The organism is Actinomadura sp. NPDC000600 (assembly GCF_040492135.1).
GTDB lineage: Bacteria > Actinomycetota > Actinomycetes > Streptosporangiales > Streptosporangiaceae > Spirillospora.
Window position 1 is genome coordinate 171,151 of record NZ_JBEUPD010000017.1, and the last position, 21,513, is coordinate 192,663.

21 protein-coding genes and 4 tRNA genes are annotated in these 21,513 nt (G+C 74.6%); 13 read left to right on the forward strand and 12 right to left on the reverse strand.

The window, feature by feature from the left end; genetic code table 11:
* The first annotated feature begins 187 nt into the window (after nucleotides 1–187).
* Nucleotides 188–1,315 (forward strand): mannose-6-phosphate isomerase, class I, encoded by a 1,128-nt coding sequence (gene manA / locus ABWI07_RS24620; RefSeq protein ID WP_353819936.1) that lies wholly within the window; start codon nucleotides 188–190, stop codon nucleotides 1,313–1,315.
* Nucleotides 1,312–2,229 (forward strand): ROK family protein, encoded by a 918-nt coding sequence (locus ABWI07_RS24625; RefSeq protein WP_149262335.1) that lies wholly within the window; start codon nucleotides 1,312–1,314, stop codon nucleotides 2,227–2,229. Before manA ends, ABWI07_RS24625 begins: the two co-directional genes overlap by 4 nt.
* Before the next feature lie 31 nt (nucleotides 2,230–2,260).
* Here the strand turns inward: ABWI07_RS24625 and ABWI07_RS24630 are convergent, their stop codons facing one another.
* From ABWI07_RS24630 to ABWI07_RS24665, 8 genes are read right to left on the reverse strand one after another with little or no spacing between them, the layout of a single operon-like run.
* Nucleotides 2,261–3,238 (reverse strand): glycosyltransferase family 2 protein, encoded by a 978-nt coding sequence (locus tag ABWI07_RS24630; protein ID WP_235037148.1) that lies wholly within the window; start codon nucleotides 3,236–3,238, stop codon nucleotides 2,261–2,263.
* A complete protein-coding gene (locus ABWI07_RS24635) occupies nucleotides 3,220–4,467 on the reverse strand; it encodes a glycosyltransferase family 4 protein (RefSeq protein ID WP_235037149.1) in 1,248 nt (415 codons plus the stop codon). Before ABWI07_RS24635 ends, ABWI07_RS24630 begins: the two co-directional genes overlap by 19 nt.
* Nucleotides 4,464–5,759: a lipopolysaccharide biosynthesis protein gene (locus ABWI07_RS24640; RefSeq protein ID WP_149262336.1), complete on the reverse strand. Its 1,296-nt coding sequence runs from the start codon at nucleotides 5,757–5,759 to the stop codon at nucleotides 4,464–4,466. The genes ABWI07_RS24635 and ABWI07_RS24640 overlap by 4 nt, the downstream gene beginning before the upstream one ends.
* Nucleotides 5,747–6,574 (reverse strand): NTP transferase domain-containing protein, encoded by an 828-nt coding sequence (locus ABWI07_RS24645; protein ID WP_353819937.1) that lies wholly within the window; start codon nucleotides 6,572–6,574, stop codon nucleotides 5,747–5,749. Before ABWI07_RS24645 ends, ABWI07_RS24640 begins: the two co-directional genes overlap by 13 nt.
* The gene (locus tag ABWI07_RS24650) at nucleotides 6,552–7,244 is read right to left on the reverse strand and encodes an HAD family hydrolase (protein ID WP_149262337.1); all 693 of its coding nucleotides are present in this window, start codon (nucleotides 7,242–7,244) and stop codon (nucleotides 6,552–6,554) included. The genes ABWI07_RS24645 and ABWI07_RS24650 overlap by 23 nt, the downstream gene beginning before the upstream one ends.
* A complete protein-coding gene (locus ABWI07_RS24655) occupies nucleotides 7,241–8,494 on the reverse strand; it encodes a 2-phospho-L-lactate transferase CofD family protein (protein ID WP_353819938.1) in 1,254 nt (417 codons plus the stop codon). Before ABWI07_RS24655 ends, ABWI07_RS24650 begins: the two co-directional genes overlap by 4 nt.
* Nucleotides 8,491–9,336 carry a glycosyltransferase family 2 protein gene (locus ABWI07_RS24660; protein WP_353819939.1) on the reverse strand — a complete coding sequence of 282 codons (846 nt, stop codon included), beginning with the start codon at nucleotides 9,334–9,336 and terminating at the stop codon, nucleotides 8,491–8,493. The genes ABWI07_RS24655 and ABWI07_RS24660 overlap by 4 nt, the downstream gene beginning before the upstream one ends.
* 22 nt (nucleotides 9,337–9,358) lie before the next feature.
* Nucleotides 9,359–10,093, reverse strand: a complete 735-nt coding sequence (locus tag ABWI07_RS24665) for a hypothetical protein (RefSeq protein ID WP_353819940.1) — start codon at nucleotides 10,091–10,093, stop codon at nucleotides 9,359–9,361.
* A gap of 403 nt (nucleotides 10,094–10,496) precedes the next feature.
* Between ABWI07_RS24665 and ABWI07_RS24670 the strand changes: the two genes are divergently transcribed.
* A complete protein-coding gene (locus tag ABWI07_RS24670; protein WP_235037154.1) occupies nucleotides 10,497–10,760 on the forward strand; it encodes a sigma factor-like helix-turn-helix DNA-binding protein in 264 nt (87 codons plus the stop codon).
* Here ABWI07_RS24670 and ABWI07_RS24675 read toward each other — a convergent pair.
* The gene (locus tag ABWI07_RS24675; RefSeq protein WP_353819941.1) at nucleotides 10,723–11,637 is read right to left on the reverse strand and encodes a LysR family transcriptional regulator; all 915 of its coding nucleotides are present in this window, start codon (nucleotides 11,635–11,637) and stop codon (nucleotides 10,723–10,725) included. The genes ABWI07_RS24670 and ABWI07_RS24675 overlap by 38 nt on opposite strands.
* A gap of 82 nt (nucleotides 11,638–11,719) precedes the next feature.
* Here ABWI07_RS24675 and ABWI07_RS24680 point away from each other — a divergent pair, with 82 nt between their 5' ends.
* The 6 genes from ABWI07_RS24680 (at nucleotide 11,720) to ABWI07_RS24705 (ending at nucleotide 15,059) form a co-directional block, all read left to right on the forward strand.
* Nucleotides 11,720–12,598 (forward strand): oxidoreductase, encoded by an 879-nt coding sequence (locus tag ABWI07_RS24680; protein WP_353819942.1) that lies wholly within the window; start codon nucleotides 11,720–11,722, stop codon nucleotides 12,596–12,598.
* A gap of 205 nt (nucleotides 12,599–12,803) precedes the next feature.
* A tRNA-Ser gene (locus ABWI07_RS24685) sits at nucleotides 12,804–12,888 on the forward strand.
* Nucleotide 12,889: 1 nt separating this feature from the next.
* Nucleotides 12,890–12,962: transfer RNA gene (locus ABWI07_RS24690), tRNA-Met, on the forward strand.
* A 12-nt stretch (nucleotides 12,963–12,974) separates the two neighbouring features.
* Nucleotides 12,975–13,047 (forward strand) — tRNA-Arg (locus ABWI07_RS24695).
* A 1-nt stretch (nucleotide 13,048) separates the two neighbouring features.
* Nucleotides 13,049–13,122: transfer RNA gene (locus ABWI07_RS24700), tRNA-His, on the forward strand.
* 92 nt (nucleotides 13,123–13,214) lie between these two features.
* Entirely contained in the window at nucleotides 13,215–15,059 is a 1,845-nt protein-coding gene (locus tag ABWI07_RS24705) for a glycoside hydrolase family 3 protein (RefSeq protein WP_353819943.1), read from the forward strand.
* On the opposite strand, the gene ABWI07_RS24710 is transcribed toward ABWI07_RS24705, so the two are convergent.
* Nucleotides 15,046–15,957, reverse strand: coding sequence for a Rossmann-fold NAD(P)-binding domain-containing protein (locus ABWI07_RS24710; protein ID WP_353819944.1), 912 nt, complete (start codon nucleotides 15,955–15,957; stop codon nucleotides 15,046–15,048). The two genes, ABWI07_RS24705 and ABWI07_RS24710, sit on opposite strands and share 14 nt — an antisense overlap.
* 115 nt (nucleotides 15,958–16,072) lie before the next feature.
* Here ABWI07_RS24710 and ABWI07_RS24715 point away from each other — a divergent pair, with 115 nt between their 5' ends.
* The gene (locus tag ABWI07_RS24715) at nucleotides 16,073–17,071 is read left to right on the forward strand and encodes a GlxA family transcriptional regulator (RefSeq protein WP_353819945.1); all 999 of its coding nucleotides are present in this window, start codon (nucleotides 16,073–16,075) and stop codon (nucleotides 17,069–17,071) included.
* Here the strand turns inward: ABWI07_RS24715 and ABWI07_RS24720 are convergent.
* Nucleotides 17,001–18,281, reverse strand: coding sequence for an ABC transporter substrate-binding protein (locus ABWI07_RS24720; protein ID WP_353819946.1), 1,281 nt, complete (start codon nucleotides 18,279–18,281; stop codon nucleotides 17,001–17,003). The two genes, ABWI07_RS24715 and ABWI07_RS24720, sit on opposite strands and share 71 nt — an antisense overlap.
* On the reverse strand, nucleotides 18,278–19,573 hold the full coding sequence (locus ABWI07_RS24725) for a Gfo/Idh/MocA family protein (protein WP_353819947.1): 1,296 nt from the start codon (nucleotides 19,571–19,573) through the stop codon (nucleotides 18,278–18,280). The genes ABWI07_RS24720 and ABWI07_RS24725 overlap by 4 nt, the downstream gene beginning before the upstream one ends.
* A gap of 101 nt (nucleotides 19,574–19,674) precedes the next feature.
* On the opposite strand from ABWI07_RS24725, the gene ABWI07_RS24730 reads away from it, so the two are divergent.
* The 3 genes from ABWI07_RS24730 to ABWI07_RS24740 all read left to right on the forward strand — a co-directional run bounded on the left by ABWI07_RS24730 (nucleotide 19,675) and on the right by ABWI07_RS24740 (nucleotide 21,505).
* Nucleotides 19,675–20,835, forward strand: a complete 1,161-nt coding sequence (locus ABWI07_RS24730; protein WP_149262345.1) for an ROK family transcriptional regulator — start codon at nucleotides 19,675–19,677, stop codon at nucleotides 20,833–20,835.
* An 80-nt stretch (nucleotides 20,836–20,915) separates the two neighbouring features.
* A complete protein-coding gene (locus ABWI07_RS24735) occupies nucleotides 20,916–21,221 on the forward strand; it encodes a hypothetical protein (RefSeq protein ID WP_149262346.1) in 306 nt (101 codons plus the stop codon).
* A complete protein-coding gene (locus ABWI07_RS24740; protein WP_149262347.1) occupies nucleotides 21,218–21,505 on the forward strand; it encodes a hypothetical protein in 288 nt (95 codons plus the stop codon). The genes ABWI07_RS24735 and ABWI07_RS24740 overlap by 4 nt, the downstream gene beginning before the upstream one ends.
* Nucleotides 21,506–21,513: the final 8 nt, after the last annotated feature.

A 21,513-nucleotide genomic window follows, 5' to 3' on the forward strand; every position in this document is an offset into this window, starting at 1 on the left:
TAAAGGCTCGCCCGATCGCACACCGGGCCCGCTTATGAGTTCGCTGAGAGGACCCTCCAGGTTCACTCGAAAACGGCGGCGCGGCCGACCGAGCCGCGTTCGCCTTGCCCCCCGGCGCTTGTACGCTGTCCCTCACGCGCGCCGTCGTCCGGTCACGGTGCCCCGAGCAAGGAGATCGCGCAGGTTGGTGCCATTGCCGCTGACCACCGCGATCCGTCCCTACGACTGGGGGTCGCGGACCGCGCTGCCCGAACTGCTCGGCGTCGAGCCGACCGGGCGCCCGCAGGCCGAGTTGTGGGCGGGCGCGCATCCCGCCGCCCCGTCCCGTGTGGACGGGACGCCCCTCGGCGCCCTCATCGACCGCGACCCGGTCGGGATGCTGGGCACCGCGTGCGTGGACCGGTTCGGCCCCACGCTGCCGTACCTGCTCAAGGTGCTGGCCGTCGAGCGGCCGCTGTCGCTCCAGGTGCACCCGACCGCGGCGCAGGCCGAGGCAGGGTTCGCCCAGGAGGAGGCGCAGGGCACCCCCGCCGACGACCCCACCCGCACCTACAAGGACCCCTTCCACAAGCCCGAGATGGTCTGCGCCCTCACCGAGTTCCACGGCCTCTGCGGCTTCCGCGACCCCGCCGAGACCGCCGACCTGCTCGAAGACCTGAAGGTCCCCGAACTGGACCCGTGGATCGGAACGCTCCGCACCGCGCCGCCCGCCGAGGCGCTCCGGACCGTCCTCACCCAGATGCTCGACGAGCGCTCCCGGGCCGTCCAGGACGCGGTCGAACCGGCCCTGACCGGCGTCTACGCCGACATCGCCCGCGCCCACCCCGGCGATCCCGGGGTCCTCGCCGCGCTCCTGCTCGACCACGTCCGGCTCAAGCCCGGCGAGGCCCTCTTCCTGGGCGCCGGAGTGCCCCACTCCTACCTCGGCGGCCTCGCGATCGAGGTCATGGCGAACTCGGACAACGTGGTGCGCTGCGGGCTCACCGGCAAGCACATCGACGTCCCCGAACTGATGCGCGTGGTCGAGTTCGCGCCGTCCAAGCCCCACCGCGTCGAGCCCACGGCCGACCGCCGGTACCGGACGGCCGCCGAGGAGTTCACCCTCGTCCGCCACGACCTCACGGAAACCCCCGAAGCCCTGCCCGCCGGCCTTCCGCAGACGCTCCTCTGCCTGGAAGGCGAGGCCCGCCTCACCGCCGACCCGGCCCTGGTCCTCACCCGCGGCCAGGCCGCCTTCATCCCCGCCGGCGCCCCCGCCACCCGCCTCACCGGACACGGCACGCTCTACCGCGCGCTCCCGGGGATCGGGTCATGACCGTCCTCGCCCTCGACATCGGCGGCACCAAGTTCGCCGTGGCCCGCGTCGACGCCGCCGGGAAGCTCCTCGACCGCGCCGAGCACCCCGTCGGCCAGGCGCCCACCGCCACCCTCCGCGGCCTCGTCGCCGACTTCGCCGGACCGGGGCTGACCGGCGTCGGCATCGGCTCGGCGGGCCCGATCGACACCGAGGCCGGCACGGTCAGCCCGATCAACATCCCCCGCTGGCGCGGCTACCCGCTCGTCGCGGCCGTGCGGCGCCTCGTCCCCGGCGTCCCGGTCACCCTCGCAGGCGACGCCCAGTGCATGGCGCTCGGCGAGTGGTGGCGCGGCGGGCACGAGTGCGACTCCCTGCTCGGCATGGTCGTGTCGACGGGCGTCGGCGGCGGCCTCGTCATCGACGGCCGCCCCTGGACGGGACGCACCGGCAACGCGGGCCACATCGGCCACGTCATCGTCGACCTCGACGGCGAGCCCTGCGTCTGCGGCGCCCGCGGCTGCCTGGAGACGATCGCCGGCGGCCCCAGCATGGTCCGCTGGGCCCTCGCCCAGGGTTGGACGCTCGCCCCCGCGACGGGCCGCCCCGACGCCCGGGCCCTGGCCGCCGCCGCCCGCGCCGGCGCCCCGATCCCGCTCGCGGCCTTCCACCGCGCCGCCGGCGCCCTCGCCACCGCGATCCTCAACACCGCCTCCGTCCTCGACATCCGCGACGTCGTCATCGGCGGCGGCGTGGCGGCCGCGGGCGACCTGCTCCTCGACCCGCTGCGCACCGCGATCGGCGTCCGGGCCGGCATGCCGCACCTGCGCGACCTGCGCGTCTCCTCCACCGCCCTGGACCGCGACGCCGGCCTCTACGGCGCCGCCGCCCTCGCCCTCCTCGCCTCCGGCGAACCCCTCCGCCCCACCCTGTGACCCCGACCGCCGGTGCGGGCGTGCCGGTGGCTCAGCCGGCGCGCGCGGGACGGCGCAGCAGGCGCAGCGCGCCGAACGCCATCCCCGAGACGAGGACCGCGTGCACGGCCAGGTGCACCAGCAGGAAGTAGGCGGTGAACGCGGTCCCCCGGTGCCGGTGGACGAACCGGACGAGCGGCGGGTCGGAGACGGTGAAGGCCAGAACGCACGCCGCGCTCAGCGCGAGGAACGCCGGATGCAGGACGGCGAGCGGCAGCGGCACCGGCGCCAGCGCCACGGCGAGGATGCCGGCCGGGCGGTTGGCGTGCTCGGGCTGCCCGCCGCCCCGCCGGGCCGCGGCGAGCAGCAGCGGGACGAGCGGGACGGCCCGGCGCCACTGCTCGGCGAGGATCCCCGCCAGCCGGCTCCCGTCGTCGTGCCGGCCCTGGACGGCGTCGGTGAGCACGACGCGGCAGCGCCCGTGCAGCCGGCTCGCGTACTCGACGTCCTCGCAGTCGCGGAGCGCCTCGTCGAACCCGCCGGCGGCCTGGAACACGTCGCGGCGGATGGCGGCCAGCGCGAACACGAGGCCGGTGACCTCGCCGAGGTGGCGGCGGCGCCAGAACGCGGCGTGCAGGACGCGGTACCACTCGGCCGGGCCGTCGTCGATGAGCGGCTCGGTCTCGTAGACGCCCTGGACGCAGCCGCACCCGGGGTCCGCGTCGAGGACGGCCAGGGCGTTGGCCAGCGCGTCGGGGCGCAGCGCCACGTCCGAGTCGAGGAAGAACAGCACGTCGGCGGTGGTCGCCGCGGCGCCCGCGTTCCTGGCCGCCGAGACGCCGCGGTTCTCCGGCAGCCGCACGACGCGGCAGCCCAGCGAGGCCGCGATCCCGGCGGAGCCGTCGGAGCCGGCGTCGTCGACGACCACGATCTCGTCGGGGCGGCGGGTCTGCGCCAGGACGGCCTCCAGACACAGGCGCAGCGTCTTGGCCGCGTTGTAGCACGGCACGATCACGCAGACGGAGGCCACACCGACTCCTCGTAGAGCGCGAGCGTCTCGCGGGCCGCGCGGGTCCAGCTCAGCTCCTCCCGGACGAACCGCTCCCCGCGCTCGCCGAGCGCGCGGCGCGCCTCGGGGTCGGTCATGACGTCGATCACGGCGTCGGCGATGTCGGCGGGGCCGGTGCCGCCGACGAACCGCACCGCCGGGCGCGCCGGGTCGCCGGCGAAGATCCGGGAGAAGCCCGCGCCGAGGATCGTCGGCCTGCCGAGCGCCATGGACTCGGTGGCGACCAGGCCGAACGGCTCGAAGAGCGACGGGAAGACGCAGGCGTCGGCCATCGCGTAGTACTCCGTCAGCGCCGGGCCGGAGACGAACCCGCGCGTCAGGACCCGGTTCCCGGCGGCCCGCGCCGCGGCCTCGTCCCCCTCTCCCAGCAGGACGAGGCGCAGGCCGGGCACGGCCTCGGTCATCCGCGGCACCGCTTCGAGCAGCTCGTGGACGCCCTTCTGCCGTTCGAGGCGTCCGACGAACAGCAGGACGGGCGCGTCCGCCGGGATCCCGAGCCGCGCGCGCAGGTCGCCGGCCCGGCGGCGCAGCCGCTCCCGGTCGAGCCCGGCGACGAGCGGCTCGAACGTCCCGCCGAGCCGCACGACGTCGATCCTCGCCGGGTCCCAGCCGGCCGCGGCGAGCTGGTCGCGGACCTCCGGGGTCGGCACGACGACGCGGCGCGCGATCCGGCCCAGGTGGCGTTCGAGCGCCGCGAACGCGTTCAGCGGGTCGGCGATGCTGCGGCGGGGCGCCACGCCGTACTCGGTGGTGTGGACGTGGAACACGACCGGCAGCCGCAGGACGTGGTGGCAGAGCAGGCCGCACAGGAAGTTCGTCGAATCGTGCACCGCGACCAGGTCGGGACGCTCGGCGGCCCGGCGCAGCCGGAGGAAGTACCGCCAGTTGCTCACCACCACGTTCGCCGTGATCAGCAGGAAGTCCAGCCTGCGGGTGCGGTTGAGCCGGCGCCGCCTGCTCACCGCGCCGAGGATCCGCCCCAGGGGCCGGTGCACGGTGACGGAGCCGTGCCGCTCGTGGACGGGCTGCCGCCCCGCGTTGAGGGTGAACACCGCGAGCCGGTGCCCGCGCGCCAGGTGCGGGGTGATCAGCTCGACGTACCGGCCGAGGCCCGTCGTCACGTTCGGCGGGTACTGGTTGACCACGTAGGCGATCTTCAGGCGCCGATCCGGCGCCGCTTCACGGTTCAATGTCCGGTCTCCAGAACGGGCAGGGGACGGTCCGCCGCGCTCGGCCGCCGGTACGCGCGGCCCGCGGCGGCGGCCACGGCGGCGACGAGGACGAGGTTGCTCACCGCGAACCCGGCGAGCCCCCCGTAGAGCCCCCACCAGGCGATGCAGGCGGCCTGGCAGGCGAGAGCGACGGGGGTGCCGGCCGCCAGGCACGCGATGAGGAGCCGGGCGCCGCGCACGCCGTCCATGGACAGGGCGACGGAGTAGAGGTTGAAGACGGCGTGCGCGCCGATGCCCGCCGAGGAGAGCCCCATGAGGGTGAGCGAGTACGGGTACTGGGCGCGGAGCAGGAAGAAGAACACCGTGCTCGCCGCGAAGGACACGAGCCCCGTGCCGGCCGCGACGAGCGGCGCCAGCCGCGCGATCCGCCGCATGACGGCGGGCTTGTCCGCGACCGCAAGGGCGGGCAGCAGCGCGAGGCCGATCCCGTCGGTGAAGACGACACCGAGCAGGCGTTTGGGGAAGCCGTTGTAGACGGAGTAGACGCCGACGTCGGCCTGCCCGGCCCAGCGGTTGAGGAAGATGACGTCGAGCCCGAACAGGAGGCCGGTCAGCGCCGCGATGGCGGTGACGTAGGCCCCGTGCCGGTACTGCGCGCGCGCCGCCGCCCGCGACCAGGCGCGCGGGACGATCTCGACGCCGGTCAGCGCGGCGACGCTGAACGCGGCGTAGCTGCCGGTCAGCGCGAGGAGGTAGTACTCGGCGTCCCGGATCCCGAGGACGAGCAGCGAGAACGCGGAGCCGGACAGGTAGGCGACGGCGACGGCGAGCTTGAGCCCGGCCACGAACCCGTACCTGCGCCTGCCGCGCAGGAAGCTCTCGGTCAGCTGGTTCAGCGTCATCGCGAGCGCCAGGGCCAGCCCGAGGCACAGCGCCCGCGGGTCGACCCCGAGCGCCGGGGCGAGCACGGGCGACGCCGCGGCGCCGCCGACCGCGACGCCGCCCCCGAGCGCCAGCGTGGACAGCAGCGCGGTCGTCGTCAGGGCCGGATGCCCGGCCGGGTCGCGGCGCGGCAGTTCCTGCAGCATCACGTAGTGCAGGCTCATCAGCATCCCGACCGTGACGATCAGCGCGATCGACAGGACCACGGTGAACCGGCCGAACTGCGCGGCGCCCGTGCCCCGGGCGACGACCAGCGTGGTCGCCGCCGAGATGCCGCTGGCCGCGGTGCTCAGCAGCGTGGGCACGGCGGTCCGGCGGTGGGCGGCGAGCCCGCGCCGCGCACCGGTCCGGGGGATCAGTCCGCGCACCGCTGGTACGCCCGCCGGGCGAACTCCAGGTCGTCCCTGGTGTTGATGCCGCGCGCCTCGTCGGCGTCGGCGACCGGGACGACCGTGACCTCCCGGCCCTCCTCCCGGGACAGGTGGGTGAGGAACGGCAGGAAGTTCACCTCGCCGGTGACGTCGCCGCGTGCGGCGTCGGCGAGGTAGCGGTTCCAGGCGTCCACGAGCCCCGCGGTGCCCAGGCAGAACACGCCGACGTCGCCGAGCCCGCCGGGCCGGCACTCGTCGCCCTCGCGGGACTGCCGTATCCGGAGGAGCCGGCCGCCCGCCAGCTCGTACTCGACGTACGGGTCCGGCATCGCCACCAGGGGGATCGTGAGCCCGCCCGGGCGGTGCGCCCGCACGACCCGCCGCGCGGTCCGCGTGGACAGTCCCGCCTGGTCGCCCCAGACGACGAGGAGCGTGTCGTGGCCGTCCCAGTGCGGGGCGGCGCCGAAGACCGCGTCGCCCATGCCGGCCGGCGTCTCCTGGATGCTCACCGACACCGTCCCGCGCGCGATCTCCTCGGCCGCGGCCCGCCGGAACGGCGCCTCGCCCTCCGGTGAGACGACGACGTGGACGTGCCCGGCCACCGGCCGGAGCCGCCGGTGGAGCAGGTGCCACACGGTGACCCCGCCGCCGAGCTCCAGCAGGATCTTCGGGACCCCGAGGCCGAGCCGCGTCCCCCGGCCGGCCGCGGGGATCACCGCGCAGACCCGGCCCGCCCCGGGCGCGGTCGGCACGGTCGCGCCGGGCATCGTCGCGCCGCTCTTCGCCGTGTCAGTCGCCGGCACGTCGGTCATCGCCATCGCCTTTCCGGTCGAGGAGGGCGAGAACGTCCTCCAGGCCGCGCACCGGTATCGCGCCCGGTGCGGGTTCGGCCGCGTGCACCTGGAGCGTCGGCAGCCCCGCTCCGACCGCCGAGGCGACCCCGTGGGCGGAGTCCTCCACGGCGACCGCGTCGGCGGCGTCGACGCCCCACCGGTGGCAGGCCGCCAGGTAGAAGGCGGGGTCGGGCTTGCCGCAGGGGACGTCGTCACCGGTCAGGACGTCCGTGAAGTACCGGCGCAGCGAGGCGGCCGCGAGGACGCGCTCCACCGACCCCCTGCTCCCGCCGGTCACGAGGTACACCGCGCGCCCCCGCTCGGAGAGCCGTCCGAGCAACCGGTGGGCGCCGGGGAACACGGCCACCCGGCCCGCCGCCACGCCGGCGCGGTAGATCCGCCGCTTGCGCCGGACGAACCGCTCGGCGTCGCCGGACGCCAGGCCCAGGGCCGCCGCGACGTCCTCGGTCGCCGCGCCCGCGTGGTCGCCGTACCGGAAGCCGCCGGCCAGCGCGGGGGCGACCTCGGCGAGCGCGGCCCGGAACGCGGCCTCGTGGGCCGGGCCGGAGTCCACCAGGGTCCCGTCGAGGTCGCAGAGCCAGACCCGCCGCCCGGCGAGCGCCCCGGCGGGCGCGGGCACGGCCCTCATCCGGCCGGCTCCAGCGCCGGGTCGGACGCCGCGCCCGCCGCGAGCCCGGTGAGCAGGTCGGCGGTCCGCGCGCCGTCGCGCGCCCCCGGCCGTCCGGGGTCCGCCAGGTCGGCGATGATCCACTGCGTGTTCGTCCGCAGGCCGGCCTCGGCGATGTCACCGGGCATCGCCGGGACGTCCGGCCGTCCCGTCCTGGGCCGGTGGCAGACGGCGTGGGTGACCGTCCGCCGCTCGTTGCCCGGGTCGCCGAGGTAGGACAGGGCGAGGTCGACGTGCGCCGGGGCGCTCATGCCCTGGACGTCGTGGTCCTCGCGGATGTTGACCACGAACGCCTTGGCGGCCGCGCGGTTCGCGGCGATCGCCTCGGCCACGCCGGGCGTCAGGTAGCTCGGCAGCAGCGACGAGTGCGGGGTGCCCGGGCCGTAGACGATGAGGTCGGCGTCCGCCAGCGCGGCCAGCGCCGCCCGGTTGGCGGACACCGCCGCCCGCCGGCGGGCGAGGACCCAGCGGATCCGCTGGACGGGCAGCGTCTCGAGCTCGTCCCGTTGCGCCGGCCCGAGCGGGCGGCGGAGCAGGAACAGGTCGGTGATGCGGGCCGCGTCCTGCGGCGCCACGATGTCGGCCTCGTCGGCGAGCAGCCGCCCGTTCTCCTTCAGCGCGACGAGGTGGGCGTCCCCGCCGTCCGTCACGTTCAGGAGGCGGGCCGGGGTCGCGAACGTCCGCGCGCAGGACCGGACCGCCGCGTTGAAGTCCTCGCCCGCGCGCAGGTAGGCGCCGGCGAACACGAGGTTGCCGAGCGCGCAGCCGGCGAGGTCGAGCCCGTCCGGGTCCTCCTCCAGGCGGTGCAGGAAGGCGGTCAGGTCCCGGGTGATCGCCGCGCGGGCGCGCCGCGGCAGCGCGGCGAACCCCGGCGGGGAGGTCTCCGGTGCCGCGAGCGCGCCGGCGAGGTCGCCGAGGTCGCGCGGCGCCGTCCCGGCGGGGAGCCGGTGCTCGAGGACGGCGAAGAGCGCCGCCTGGGCCGGGTCCGCCGGGTCGAGGTGCGGCAGCAGGTTCTTGCGGAAGTCGGACGGGCCGAGCATCCCCGGCAGGAAGCGCCGCAGCGCGCCCGTGGACAGGCCGTTGTCGTACCCGTTGACGAGCAGGGTCAGCCGGACGCCGGGGGTCCGCAGGAGCCGCCGCGCGATGCCCGCGCCACCGCGCCCGCCGCTGAACATGGCGACCCGCGTCGGGCCCGGGCGCCGCTCGGTCACCGCGCTTCTCCCGCCCGGACCGCGCTCTCGCACGCCCGCCCGGTGGTGCCGACCGCCGGGTCGCGTCCGTCCCCGGCCTCGGCGCGCAGGACACCGCGGCGCTGCAGCCAGTGGCGGTAGCCGAGATAGCCGACCAGCAGCGCCCGATCGCGCGCCCCGCCCCAGAACCGCCAACCGCGGGCGCCGGCGGCGCGCTCCCGGTGCTCGATCGGGATCTCCACCCAGGTGTGGCCGAGTTCGGCGACCCGGGCGGTGATCTCGGTCGAGCAGTTCATCCCGCCCGACTCCAGCCGCAGGGACCGGAACAGCGGGCCGTGGACCACCTTGAACACCGAGTTGAAGTCCCGGTACCGGGTCCGGTGCAGCCGGTTGCTGACGGCGCCGCTGGCCGCCGAGCCCCACCGGTGGGGCAGGCTGTCGGCCTTGCGGATCCTGGCGCCCGAGAACGCCCTGGCCTTCCCGGCCAGGACGGGATCGAGGAAGCGGTCGAGGTTGGCGATGGGGAACTGGCCGTCGGAGTCGAGGAGGACGACCCATTCCAGCCGGGTGCGGGCGATCGCGGCGGCGATGGCGGCGCCCGCCCCGCGGTTGCGGTCGAACCGGGTGACGGCGAGCCGCGGGCACTCCTCCTGGAGCGCGGCCAGGACGGCGCCGGTCGCATCGGTGCTCCCGTCGTCGCACACCACGATCTCCCAGTCGGCGATGCGCGGGTTCCCCTCCAGGTAGGCCCGCCATTCGGCGACCACGGCGGCGATGTTCTCCGCCTCGTTGTAGGCCGGCGCCGCGACGGAGATCGCGACGGCGCCGGGCGCGGAGCCGGACACGGGGGTGGCCCTGGGCACGATGTCCTCTCCCTGCACTGGACTACGGTTCCGTCCCGCGCGCGGCGGGGGCTGGGGCCGCCCCGGTCCGGTACCCGATCCACCGGTCCAGGGGCAGCAGGTTGACGCCGACGAGGATCGGCACGTGGGCGAGCGCGAACAGGACCGTCGCGCCGAACGAGATCGGCCCGCCGGTGATCACGTTGATGTGCGGGGCGTCGATCCGGTCCGGGATCCCGACCGGGTTGACGACGTACCACATGAGGTCGAGAAAGCCCGAGAAGACGATGACGATGCCGGTCACGAGCACTTTCAGGGTGCGTCCGGGAGAGCCTCCGCCGATCCGGTAGGCGGCGCCCGCGGTGAGCACGATTCCGGGATAGAGAAGCAGGTAGACGTGCGTGTAGAAACTGTCGCCGTGGGCCCGCTGGGCATCGGTGTAGTAGAAGCCGCTGATGCGCGGGACGACGTATCCGGTGAAGAACACGAATGGCGCGTACAGCACCCAGTGCGGGAGCCGCGGGGCCCAGGGGAACAGCGCGATCGCGCAGCACAGGCAGCCGAAGACGACCAGTTTGGCCACCAGTTCCCATGGTGACTCGATGTCGCGCCCGTGCGGCAGCGCGAGCCAGACGAACGCGGCGCCCGCGACGCCCGCGGCGAGCGCGATCCACCAGACATGCGGGGCCCAGCGACCCGCGCCGGCTGCGCCCGCCGCGCCCGTCCCCGCCGGGTCGCCGACCGCCTCCGGGGGCGAGGTTTCGTCTCGTACCGTCATGGCTGCTTCGCAGACCTTTCGTCGTCCTCGGCCGGTCAGGCCGAACCACAGGTCAACGGTGTGGGAGCGCTCCCATAGTCGTGCATTTGCCGCCCGTCGCCGAATTTGGGAGCGCTCCCATAGTAGATTTGACGCTCATCGCCCTTGTCAAGGCATAACCGAAATCGGTACTTCACTCGCTCGCGACCGCGTCCTCGGTCGCCCGGCGGCCGGGCCGGGCCGGCGCCGATCGCAGGTGCGGACGGCGCCGCCGCCCTCCATTATCGGTTTCCGCAGGTGAACAGCGCCCTGGACGACCGCCTGAGGCCGTGCCGTACGGGGGCCGGATAAGTCCTCCTCAGTGCTTCCTTAAAGGCGCCATAAGGAGGGCGGCGGGGCGGGGGAACGGTGCGAGGTTCGTGGTGTGGCACTGCGAATGGGCAAAGACACCGGTTCGTTCGCCCCCGGTACGCCGGGGGAGCGGATGCGCCCCGCGGTGGTCGCCCGGGCCTTCCAGGCGCTGCCGCCCGCGCACCGCGAGATCCTCACCGAGACGGTCTTCCGGGACCGCTCGGTCAACGAGGCCGCCGCCTCGCTGGGAGTGCCGGTCGACGTGGTCAAGGTCCGCGTCTACCATGCGCTCCGGGCGCTCAGCGCGGCCGTGGAGGCGCCCCGGACGTTCGTCTGACGGCAGCTCCCGCGAGGTCGCGGACGATCGCGGCGAACGCCTCCACGAGCGGGCCCCCGTCCGCCCAGGCGAGCGCGACGCGCAGCGGCTCCACGTCCGTGAGCGGCACCCAGACCAGCCCCGGGCGCGCGTAGTACAGCGCCATGCTGGACGGCGCGAAGCAGATGGCCGTGCCCTCGGCGACCTGTTCGAGCATCTCCTCGACGTTGTCGTTGGTGGGGCCCCAGCGCGGCGCGGACCCGTCCGGCCGCGGGTTGACCGCCCACCAGTCCACCCATTCGCGGGGGGCGCGCTCGGTCCACATGAGGGGCTCGTCCTTGACGTCCATGATCGAGACGCCGTCGGCGGCGGCGAGCCGATGGCCGGCCGGGAGGCCCACGACGCGGTGCTCGGTGTGGACGGTCTCCGAGTGCAGGCCCGAGAGGTCGGCGGGCAGCCACACGAACGCCACGTCCACCTGCCCGGCGCGGAGCGCGGCGGCCTCGCCGCCCCAGTCGAAGCGCTTGGGCTCGACGCGGACGCCGGGATGGGCGCGGGCGAACTCGGCGCGGGCCCGGGTCGTCAGCTCGCCGGCGCCGCTGGCCTCGAACCCGACGCGCAGGACGCCGGTCTGCCCGCGCCGGTGCCGCTCCGCGGCGGCGGCGACCCGGTCGGCCTGCCGGACCGTGCGGCGCGCCTCGGCGATCACGTCGCGGCCGGCGGCGGTGGGGGTCACGCCGCCCGCGTGCCGGTCGAACAGCCGGACGCCGAGCTCGGCCTCCAGCTTCCGCAGCGCGTAGGAGAGCGCGGGCTGGCTGACGTACAGGGCCTCGGCGGCCCGGCCGAGGTTGCCCGCGTCCGCGATCGCGGCGAGGTAGCGCAGCTGGCGCAGCTCCATGCCGGGATCATAAACGCTCTTTATCGGGTCGGCGGATCTCTGTCTTGGACGCGGCGGTGGTCGCGCTGCGATAACTGCGGACATGGCGAACACCACTGAACCGAACACCACTGAATCGAACACGGCGGGACGCGGACGGGTCTGGCTGATCACCGGGGCGAACTCCGGCTTCGGGCGGGCGATCGCGGAGGCGGCGCTGGCGGCCGGGGACACGGTGGTCGCGGCGGCGCGCCGCCCGGAGGCGCTGGCCGATCTGGTCGCGCGCCACCCGGGCCGGGTCAACGCGGTCGAGCTGGACGTCACCGACCAGGCGCGGATCGCGGACGTGGTCGCGGACGCGGTGCTGTGGCACGGCCGCGTCGACGTGCTGGTCAACAACGCCGGGCGCGGCGTCGTCGGCGCCGTGGAGGAGACCACCGACCGCGAGCTGCGCGAGCTGATGGACCTGCACTTCTTCGGCCCGGCGGCCCTCGTCCGGGCGGTGCTGCCGCACATGCGCCGGCAGGGGAGCGGCGCCGTCGTGCAGATGTCGAGCATGGGCGGCCGGTTCTCCTTCCCCGGCGTGGGCGCCTACTCGGCGACCAAGTTCGCGCTGGAGGGGATGTCGGAGGCGCTGGCCCAGGAGGTCGCGCCGTTCGGGATCAAGGTGCTGGTGGTCGAGCCGGGCGCGTTCCGGACGTCGTTCGCCGGCGGCGGCCTGCACCAGACGGCCGCGATGCCGGAGTACGACGGCACCGTCGGCCCGGTCCGGGCGAACCTGCCGGGCAGCGACGGGAAGCAGCCGGGGGACCCGGCCAAGGCCGCCGCCGCGATCCTGAAGGCGCTGGACGCCGACGACACGCCGCTGCGGCTGCCGCTGGGCAACGACGCCGCCGACGCCGTCGACGCCGCCCTGACCGGGGCGCGCAAGGAGTTCACCGATTGGGAGCCTCTCTCCCGCGGCACCGATTTCGAGGAATGAGGAGATAAATAGGTTGCCGGGGCGGAACCGCCCCGGCACCATGGACGTCGTAGGGGAGAACGACGGACGGGATCGGAAGGGAGAGCCGCGATGCGACGTCATCGAATGCACGGCAGCCATTCCGGTCTCGGGAGCCGCCGACGGACGTGAACCGCACGTCCGTCCGCCGACCGCCCGAAGACCACGGGCGGTCTTTTTAGTTTCCGGAGGGTTGGCCGAGCGGGAAGGCAGCGGCTTGCTAAGCCGTCGTCAGGGTCACCCCTGCGCGAGTTCGAATCTCGCACCCTCCGCGCTGAGCAGGGACGCTGGTGCGTCCAGCGGTCTCATAAGCCGCGGCAGGCAGGTTCGATTCCTGCGCTCAGCACGCAAGGAACAGGTCTCCGTGGCGCAGTGGAGAGCGCGCCGGGTTGCGGACCCGGAGGTCGCAGGTTCGATTCCTGCCGGAGATACGGCGTTCGTGGTGTAGTGGTCTGCACGCCAGGTTGTGGTCCTGGAGGTGTCGGTTCGATCCCGACCGATCGCCCTATTCTAATTGTTCGGACGTGGCCGGCAGATATTGCTCAGGCGCTGGTATCCGGTTGCGCTGATTTTGATCGGCCCTGGAAAAACCTTCCGCATGCGCTTTTCCTCCCTGCGGCTCCGGTCCCGCGGCCTCGTCCTCGGCATGCTCGCCGCGCTGGCCCTCGCCGTCCACGGCGGCCCCGTCCGGGCGGCCCCGGGCCCCGTCCCCTACCTCGACCCCCGGCTGCCGGTCGAGGACCGCGTCACCGACCTGCTCGGCCGGATGAGCCTCGCCGACAAGCTCGGCCAGATGACCCAGCCGGAGCGCCGGTACGTGACTCCGGAGGACGTAACCCGCTACCGGATCGGGTCGGTGCTGTCCAGCGGCGGGTCGGCTCCCAGCCCGAACACACCGGAGAGCTGGGCGGACATGTACGACGGCTTCCAGCGGGGCGCGCTGGCCACGCCGCTGCGCATCCCGATGATCTACGGGGCGGACGCGGTGCACGGCCACGGCAACGTGGTGGGCGCGACGATCTTCCCGCACGACATCGGGCTCGGCGCGACGCGTGACCCGGCCCTCGTCCGAAGGATCGGGGCGGCGACCGCGGCGGAGATGACCGGGACGGGCGTGGACTGGAACTTCGCGCCCTGCCTGTGCGTGGCCCGCGACGACCGCTGGGGCCGGACGTACGAGTCGTTCGGCGAGGTGCCCGAACTGCCCGCCGCCATGACCACGATCATCGAGGGCCTGCAGGGCGAGCGGCTGGGCGGGCCCGCGTCCGTCCTGGCCACGGCGAAGCACTACCTCGGGGACGGGGGCACCGAGGGCGGCCACGACCGCGGCGACACCCGGATCCCGGAGGCGGAGCTGCGGGCGGTCCACCTGCCCCCGTTCCGCGAGGCCGTGAAGCGCGGCGTCGGCTCGGTGATGGTCTCCTACAGCTCGTGGAACGGGCTGAAGATGCACCAGAACAGGTACCTGATCACCGACGTCCTCAAGCGGGAGCTCGGTTTCACGGGGTTCGTCGTGTCCGACTACAACGGGGTCGACCGGATCGACGGCGAGGAGGGGTTCACCAGGGCCGAGGTCGCGGCCGCGGTGAACGCCGGGATCGACATGGTCATGGTGCCGACCGAGTGGCGCAGGTTCATCGACTACCTGCGGGACGCGGTGCGGGACGGCGCCGTCCCCCTGTCCCGGGTCGACGACGCGAACCGCCGCATCCTGGCCGAGAAGTTCCGGCTGGGCCTGTTCGAGCGGCCGATGGCCGACCGCGCGTATCTGCGGACGGTCGGGAGCGCCGAGCACCGCGCGCTCGCCAGGCGCGCGGTCGCCGAGTCGCAGGTGCTGCTGAAGAACGCGCGCGGCGTCCTGCCGCTGGCCGCGGGCGGCAGGGTCTTCGTCGCGGGCCGCAGCGCCGACGACATCGGCATGCAGTCCGGCGGCTGGACGATCACCTGGCAGGGCGCGCCGGGCCCGACCACGAAGGGGACGACGATCCTGCAGGGCCTCCGCGAGGCGGCCGGCCCGTCCGCGACCGTCACCTACAGCGTCGACGGGACGGGCATCGACCGGTCCTACGACGCGGCGGTCGCGGTCGTCGGGGAGAAGCCGTACGCCGAGTACCAGGGCGACCTCAGCGACGGCATGGGCCTCGACGACGCCGACCTGAAGACGATCGGGCGGCTGCGCGCGTCCGGCGTCCCGGTGGTCGTGGTGCTGGTGTCGGGACGCCCGCTGGACATCGCCTCGGAACTGCCCGGGTGGGACGCGCTCGTCGAGGCGTGGCTGCCCGGCACCGAGGGGGGCGGCGTCGCCGACGTCCTGTACGGCGCCACCGCCCCCACCGGCAAGCTGCCGGTGACGTGGATGCGCGACGCCTCCCAGCAGCCCATCAACAGGGGCGACGGCAAGAAGCCCCTGTTCCCCTTCGGGTACGGCCTCACATATGGCTGAGCGCCTCCTTGAGGACGTCGTCCAGCGGCGACGCGGCGACACCGAACGTCTCCTCGATCGCTGAGGAGTCGACGGTGAACGGCCGGTGCGACATGTGGTGCGTCTCCCACATCTCGTCCCAGAACGGATCGGTGAGGCTCAGCAGGGTCAGTTCGCGGTCCGTCATGGTGTCCAGGCGCGGTCCGGGGACGCCGGCGAGCGCGGCGAGGCGTCCGGCGACCTCGCGCACCGACGCGGTGATCGTCGGGGCGTGCCACGGCCGGCCCCATCCGCGCCCGTCGCGGGCGACGGCGACGAGCGCGCGGGCGGTGTCGCCGATCGCCGAGTAGGCGTGCGGGACGTCGAGTTCCGCCGGGACGAGCGCCGGGCGTCCGGCGAGCACCTTCGGCTGCACCATGAGCGTGAAGACGGAGTAGGCGCCGGCCCCGAGGAACTGGCCGGCGCGCACCTCCGCGGCCCGCACCCTTCCGGCGTCGTGCGCCTCCTTGGCCCGCAGCCACATCTCTGCGCGCACCCGCCCCTTGGAGCCGGTCGCCTTCAGCGGGTGGTCCTCGGTGACCGGGCCGTCTCCCGGCCCGTACCCGTAGAGGTTGCCCAGCATGACGTACCCCGCGCCGGACCGCTCGGCGGCGGTCAGGATCGAGCCGAACAGCGCGGGCAGCAGTTCCGGCCACGTGTGGTAGGCGGGCGCCGCCGCGTTGAACACGGTCTCGGCGCCCTCGGCGAGCCGGCTGAGGGCGCCGGTGTCGGTGGCGTCCAGCGCGATCGGCTCGATGAGCGGGTGCTCCGGACCCGCTCCGCTGCGGGACGCCATCCGGACGCGGTCGCCCGCGCCGGCGAGCAGGAGCGCGGTCGCGGTGGCGGTGGCTCCCCGGCCGACGACGACATGGAACGGCATAATTCACTCCAGTGAGGTAGTGGCCGGGCATCCGGCCGTTGCGCGAACCACTCTGCGGTCCGCCGCGCCCGGACGGCAGGGGCCTGATCGCCAACCGTCCGGAGGTTCTGGCCAGATGCACACGGTCGCGGTCGTCGTCGTCCCGCCGGTGATGAGCTTCGACGTCACGATCCCGCAGATGGTGCTGGGCGCCGCCGAGGCGGGCGGCGGCCCCGCCTACGAGCTGCGGCTCTGCGCCGCCGAGCCGGGGCGTCCGCTGGAGGCCGTCGGCGGCCTGGACGTCGTCGCCCCGCACGGGCTGGACGCCGTGGAGAGCGCGGACAGCGTCATCGTCGTGGGCAGCGGGGGCCGCACCGGCATCGAGCGGCCCGTCCTGGACGCGCTGCGCGCCGCGGCGGCCGCGGGGAAGCGCGTCGCGGCCATCTGCACGGGCGCCTTCGTGCTCGGCGAGGCGGGGCTGCTGGACGGCCGCCGCGCCACGACGCACTGGGGCCTCACCGGCGACCTTGCCCACCGCTTCCCCGCCGCGGAGGTCGTCCCCGACGTCCTGTACGTCACGGACGGAACGGTGCTGACCTCGGCCGGGGCCGCCGCCGGGATCGAGCTGTGCCTGCACCTGGTTCGCGAGGACCACGGCGCCGCGGCGGCGGCCGCGGCGGCGCGCCTGACGGTCGCGGCGCCCCCGCGCCCCGCCGACCAGGTCCAGCGCCTCGCCGACCCGCTGCCCGCCGGACCGGACGTGTCGCTCGCGGAGACCCGCGCCTGGGCCGTGCGGCGCCTGGGCGAGCCGCTCACCCTCACCGACCTGGCCCGGCACGCGCGTGTCAGCACTCGCACGCTCACGCGCCGGTTCCACGCGGAAACCGGGCACAGCCCGCTGCAATGGCTGCTGCACCAGCGGATCGACCGGGCCCGGGAGCTGCTGGAGAGCACCGCGCTCCCGATGGACCAGGTCGCCCACCGCAGCGGCCTCGGCAGCGCCGACTCCCTGCGCCAGCACTTCGTCCGCAGGCTCGGCCTGACACCGAGCGCCTACCGCGCCGCTAGTCGGCCAGCGCTGCCAGTGCCCTCTGGAGGTCCTCGGCCGCACGGTCGACCGGTTTCCTCCCGGTGAGCGCCGCGGTGACGTGCTCCTGGACGGCGGCGCTGACCTCGTTGTAGCGGACGACGACCGGGCGCGGCCTCGCCTTGTCCATGCCCTGCCTCAGCGCCGGCAGGTACGGGTACCGCCTGACCATCTCGGGATCGGTGTAGAGGGCGGCGAGGGACAGCGGGAACGACTGGGCGCGGCCGTACTCCTTCTGGACCGCCGGGCTGACGATGTGGGCGACGAAGTCGCGCGCGGTCGCCTGGTGCTTGGAGAACGCCGACACGGCCAGGTTGTTGCCGCCGAGCGTGCCGGAGCCCGGCCCGCCCTCGCCGGGGATCGGCGCGACGCCGAACTTCCCGGCCACCTTCGAACCGTCCTTCTCGGAGGCGAGCGCGTACACATAGGCCCAGTTGCGGTGGAAGACGAGGCGGCCCTCCTGGAAGGCGCGGCGGCCTTCCTCCTCCTTGAAGGTGATGGCCTTCTGCGGGATGGTCCCGTTCTTGAAGCCGTCCACGAGGAACCGGAGCCCGGCCTTGGCCTGCGGGGTGTTCACCTGCGGCCTGCCCGAGGAGTCGAAGACCTCGCCGCCCGCGGACTGGACGGCCTCGGAGTAGTTGACCGTGAGCCCCTCGTACTTGCCGTACTGGCCCGCGTAGCAGTCGACCCCCTTGCCCCCGGCCGTCGCGCGGACCTTCGCGCAGTCGTCGCGCAGCTCGGCCCACGTCTTCGGCGGGGCCTTCACGCCGGCCTTGGCGAGGAGGTCCTCGCGGTAGTAGAGGACGCCGGTTCCGGTCAGCCACGGCGCCGCGTACAGCCTCCCTCGGTACTTGCCGGTCTCCAGGGCCGCCGGGACGAAGGACGAGGCGTCGACCAGCCCGTCGGGCAGCGGCAGGATCCAGCGGCGCGCGGCGAACTCCGCCGTCCACACCGCGTCCAGCCGGACGACGTCGTAGGCGTCCGACTTGATCTGCATGTTCTGGACGAGCTGCTGCCGTGCCTGGTCGCCGTCCTCGGGCAGCTCGACGAGCCGCACCTCCTCCTTGGGGTGGCCGTCGTTCCACTCGGCGACGAGCCGCTGCACGGTCCGGGTGAGGTCCTTGCCGGTGGCGACGGTGATGGGGCCCCGCCCGTCGTTGCCCGCGGGCGACGACTCGCCGGACGAACCGCCGCAGGCAGCGGCCGCGAGGGCCAGGGACAGCGCCGCCGCGGCGCACCACAGAGGTCTGACGGTCATGGACGCACCGTGCCTTTCGCGGGGGGTGACTGCGGGGCCGTTTCGACGATCGTGCCGTCCAGCCGCGCGCGTTCGGCGGCCCACACGACGCGGTGCGAGGCGAGGCTCTCGCGGGGGCCGGAGCTGAGCAGGGCGGGGTCGCCTCCGGCGAGCGCGGCGGCGAAGGCGTCGGCCAGCGCGTCGTCGGCGTGGTCGTGGCGGCCGTCGAACGCTCCGCCGCCAGGGGCGGCGCCGGGGTCGACGATCTCGGTGCCGCCGGTGACGAAGTCGCGGACCGTGATGCGGACGCCGTCGCCCTCCAGGCAGCCGGACGTCCCGAAGACGCGCGTCTGGCGCGGGGCGGCAGGGGAGAACGCGGTCATGGTGAACACGCCGGTCGCGCCTGAGGGGAACTCCATGTTCACGACCTGGTGGTCGACCACGTCGTTGTCGCAGGCGTAGACGCAGCGGCCGTAGGGGCCTTCGCGCAGCGCCCGCAGGACGCCCGCCTCCGTGCGCTCGTCGGTGACCGCGCCGAGCGGCCATGCCTCGCGGGCGGGATCGCCGAGGCACGACAGGTAGAGCCGGGGCGCCGAGTACGGGCAGCGCGCCTCGACGGCGCAGTCGACGCAGCGCGCGGCGGCGCCGGGCGGCCGGTGCTCCGGGCGGAAGTGCGACAGCCGCCCGAACGAGGACACCCGCGCGGGGACCTCGCCCATCACATGGATCAGCCAGTCGACGTCGTGGCAGGACTTCGTCATCAGCATCGGCCCGGACTCGTCCGAGCGCCGCCAGTTGCCGCGCACGTAGGAATGGGCGTGGTGCCACCAGCCGACCGGTTCGAGATGCTGGACGCTGACCGGCGCGCCGATCCGGCCGTCCGCGATCAGCGCCCTGAGGGCGCGCGTGTAGGCGGTGTAGCGCAGGACGTGGCAGACGGCGAGCATCACCCCGGCGCGCTCGACGGCGTCCACGATCCGCAGCGCGTCCGCCTCGGACGTAGCCATCGGCTTCTCCAGCAGGATGTGGCAGCCGAGGCCGGCGAAGCGGATCGCGGGCTCGGCGTGCTCGGCGTCCTGCGTCGCGATGATGACGCCGTCGGCGAGGCGGCCCGCCGCGGCCATCTCGCGCCAGCCGGGGAACGCACGCTCCGGCGGGAGGCCGTGCTCGGCCGCGAACCGGGCGCGCCGCACCGGGTCGGGCTCGGCGACCGCGACGATCCGGCCGGCCCCGGTCGCCCGGATCCGCGCGGCGTAGGCGCGGCCGCGCAGCCCGGCCCCCGCCACGGCGATCGCCGGCACCGTCTCCTGCATCGCGCGCCCTCCCGGCCTGGTCGCCGTACTTATGCAAGTATCTTTCATAAGTGGATTGGCAATAATGTCGTCCGTCCGCCGATCGCTGTCAAGGGGTGCCCGTGCCGCAACACTCTCTCCACGGTGGCGACCCCTCGGTGCTCCGCCGGCTCAACTCGGCCGCGACCCTGCGGGCGCTGCGCGACGGCGGCGAGGCCACGCTGTCGGAGCTGGCCCGGCGCGTCGGGCTGTCCCGGCCCACCACCGAGGGCGTGCTGGGCGAGCTGATCGACCGCGGCCTGGCCGCCGAGGACGCGCCGCGTCCGGGCAGCGGCCTCGGCCGCCCCGCCCGCCGCTACCGCTTCCGGGCGGAGGCGGGCCACGCCCTCGGCATCGACATCGACGCGCACCGGGTGCGGCTGCTCGTCGCCGACCTCGCCGGCGAGGTCGTGGGCGGGGGGCACCGCGCCCGCCTGGACGGCGGCGCCCCGCCGGGCGAGCGGATCGCGGCGGTGCGCGCCGCGGTCAAGGCGTGCCTCGCGGAGGCGGGCGTCGACCGGCGCTCGCTGCGGGCGGTCGCCGTCGGCACCCCCGGCGTCGTCGCCCCGGACGGGACGGTCACGTCCTGCACGGTCGTGCCCGGGTGGCAGGGCGTCCACCTGGCACGGGAGCTGGGCCGCTCGTTCTCCTGCCCCGTCCTCGTCGAGAACGACGCCAACCTCGCCGCGATGGCCGAGCGGTGGCGCGGCGCCGCTCGCGACGCCGACGACGTCGTCTGCGTCTACGCCGCCCTGCACACCGGCATGGGAGCCATCATCGGCGGCCGGCTGCACCGGGGGCGCTGGGGCGCCGCGGGCGAGATCGGCATCCTGGACGAGCTGGGCCTGCGCGACACCGCCGCCTCCCTGGTCCCGGACGCCGGCCGCGGCGCCGTCTTCGAGGAGGCGGAGCGCGTCCTGGAGGCGGCCGGGCGCGGGTCCGCCGAGGCGGGGGAGCGCGTGGAGCGGCTCGCCGACCGGATGGCGCGCGGCGTCGCGGCGATGGCCCTCGCCCTCGACCCGGAGACGATCGTGGTCGGCGGGCCGCTGGCCGGGGCCGGTGCCCCGCTGGTCGCGGCGCTGCGGAGCCGGGTCGCCCCGCTGTGCCTGAGCCCCGTCCGCATCGAGGGTTCCGAGCTCGGGGACGAGTCGGTGGGCCTCGGCGCCGTCCGGCTCGCCCTCGACCGGATCGACGAGGACCTGTTCCGCCTCGACCCGACCGACACGCCGCGCGCCGTCAAATGAGCCCCTGTCCTGTCGGTGGGGCTCGGTAGGGTCTCGGTTGCACGGGTGACAGGGGACCGCGCCGGACGGACGGGAGCGACATGAGCGCACAACCGGTAGAGCCGTTCCTCCCGGGGCAGGTCCACCGGGTCCCGCGGACGATCAGGGGCATCGCCGACTGGCTGACGGAGGAGAAGCGCGCCAGGTTCCTCAAGGAGGTCATGGCCGCCACGGAGGAGGACGACTACCAGCGCGTCATGGACGACTGGTGGGCCGAGGCCCACCTGGCCCAGATCCCCGACCGCGCGGAACGCCGCGCCAGGGCGCGCAGGGCGGACCGGAGCGACCTCGTCTCGCTGGACGAGCTCAAGAGCCGGTTCCTGGTGGACGAAGACCCTGGGAGGTGACCGCCGGCCGCCGAGGCTGGACGGTCTACTGCGAGAAAGGGGCCTCCGACGTCATCGAGGCCATGCCCCCCGCGCTGAAGGACTCGGTGATCCGGTTCTTCTGCGACTTCGCGGTGGCGGGCGGCCTGGCCGCCGAGACCGGAGGAAGTCCCCCCGGAAGGCCGTTGGACGACGCCCGTCTGGAATTCAGGATGGTGGTCGACGGCACCTCGATGTTCTTCGACTACCTCGTCCTCGCCGACATCAAGGAGTTCCGCGTCACGAACATGATCTGGCTCGGGTGAGCCCATGG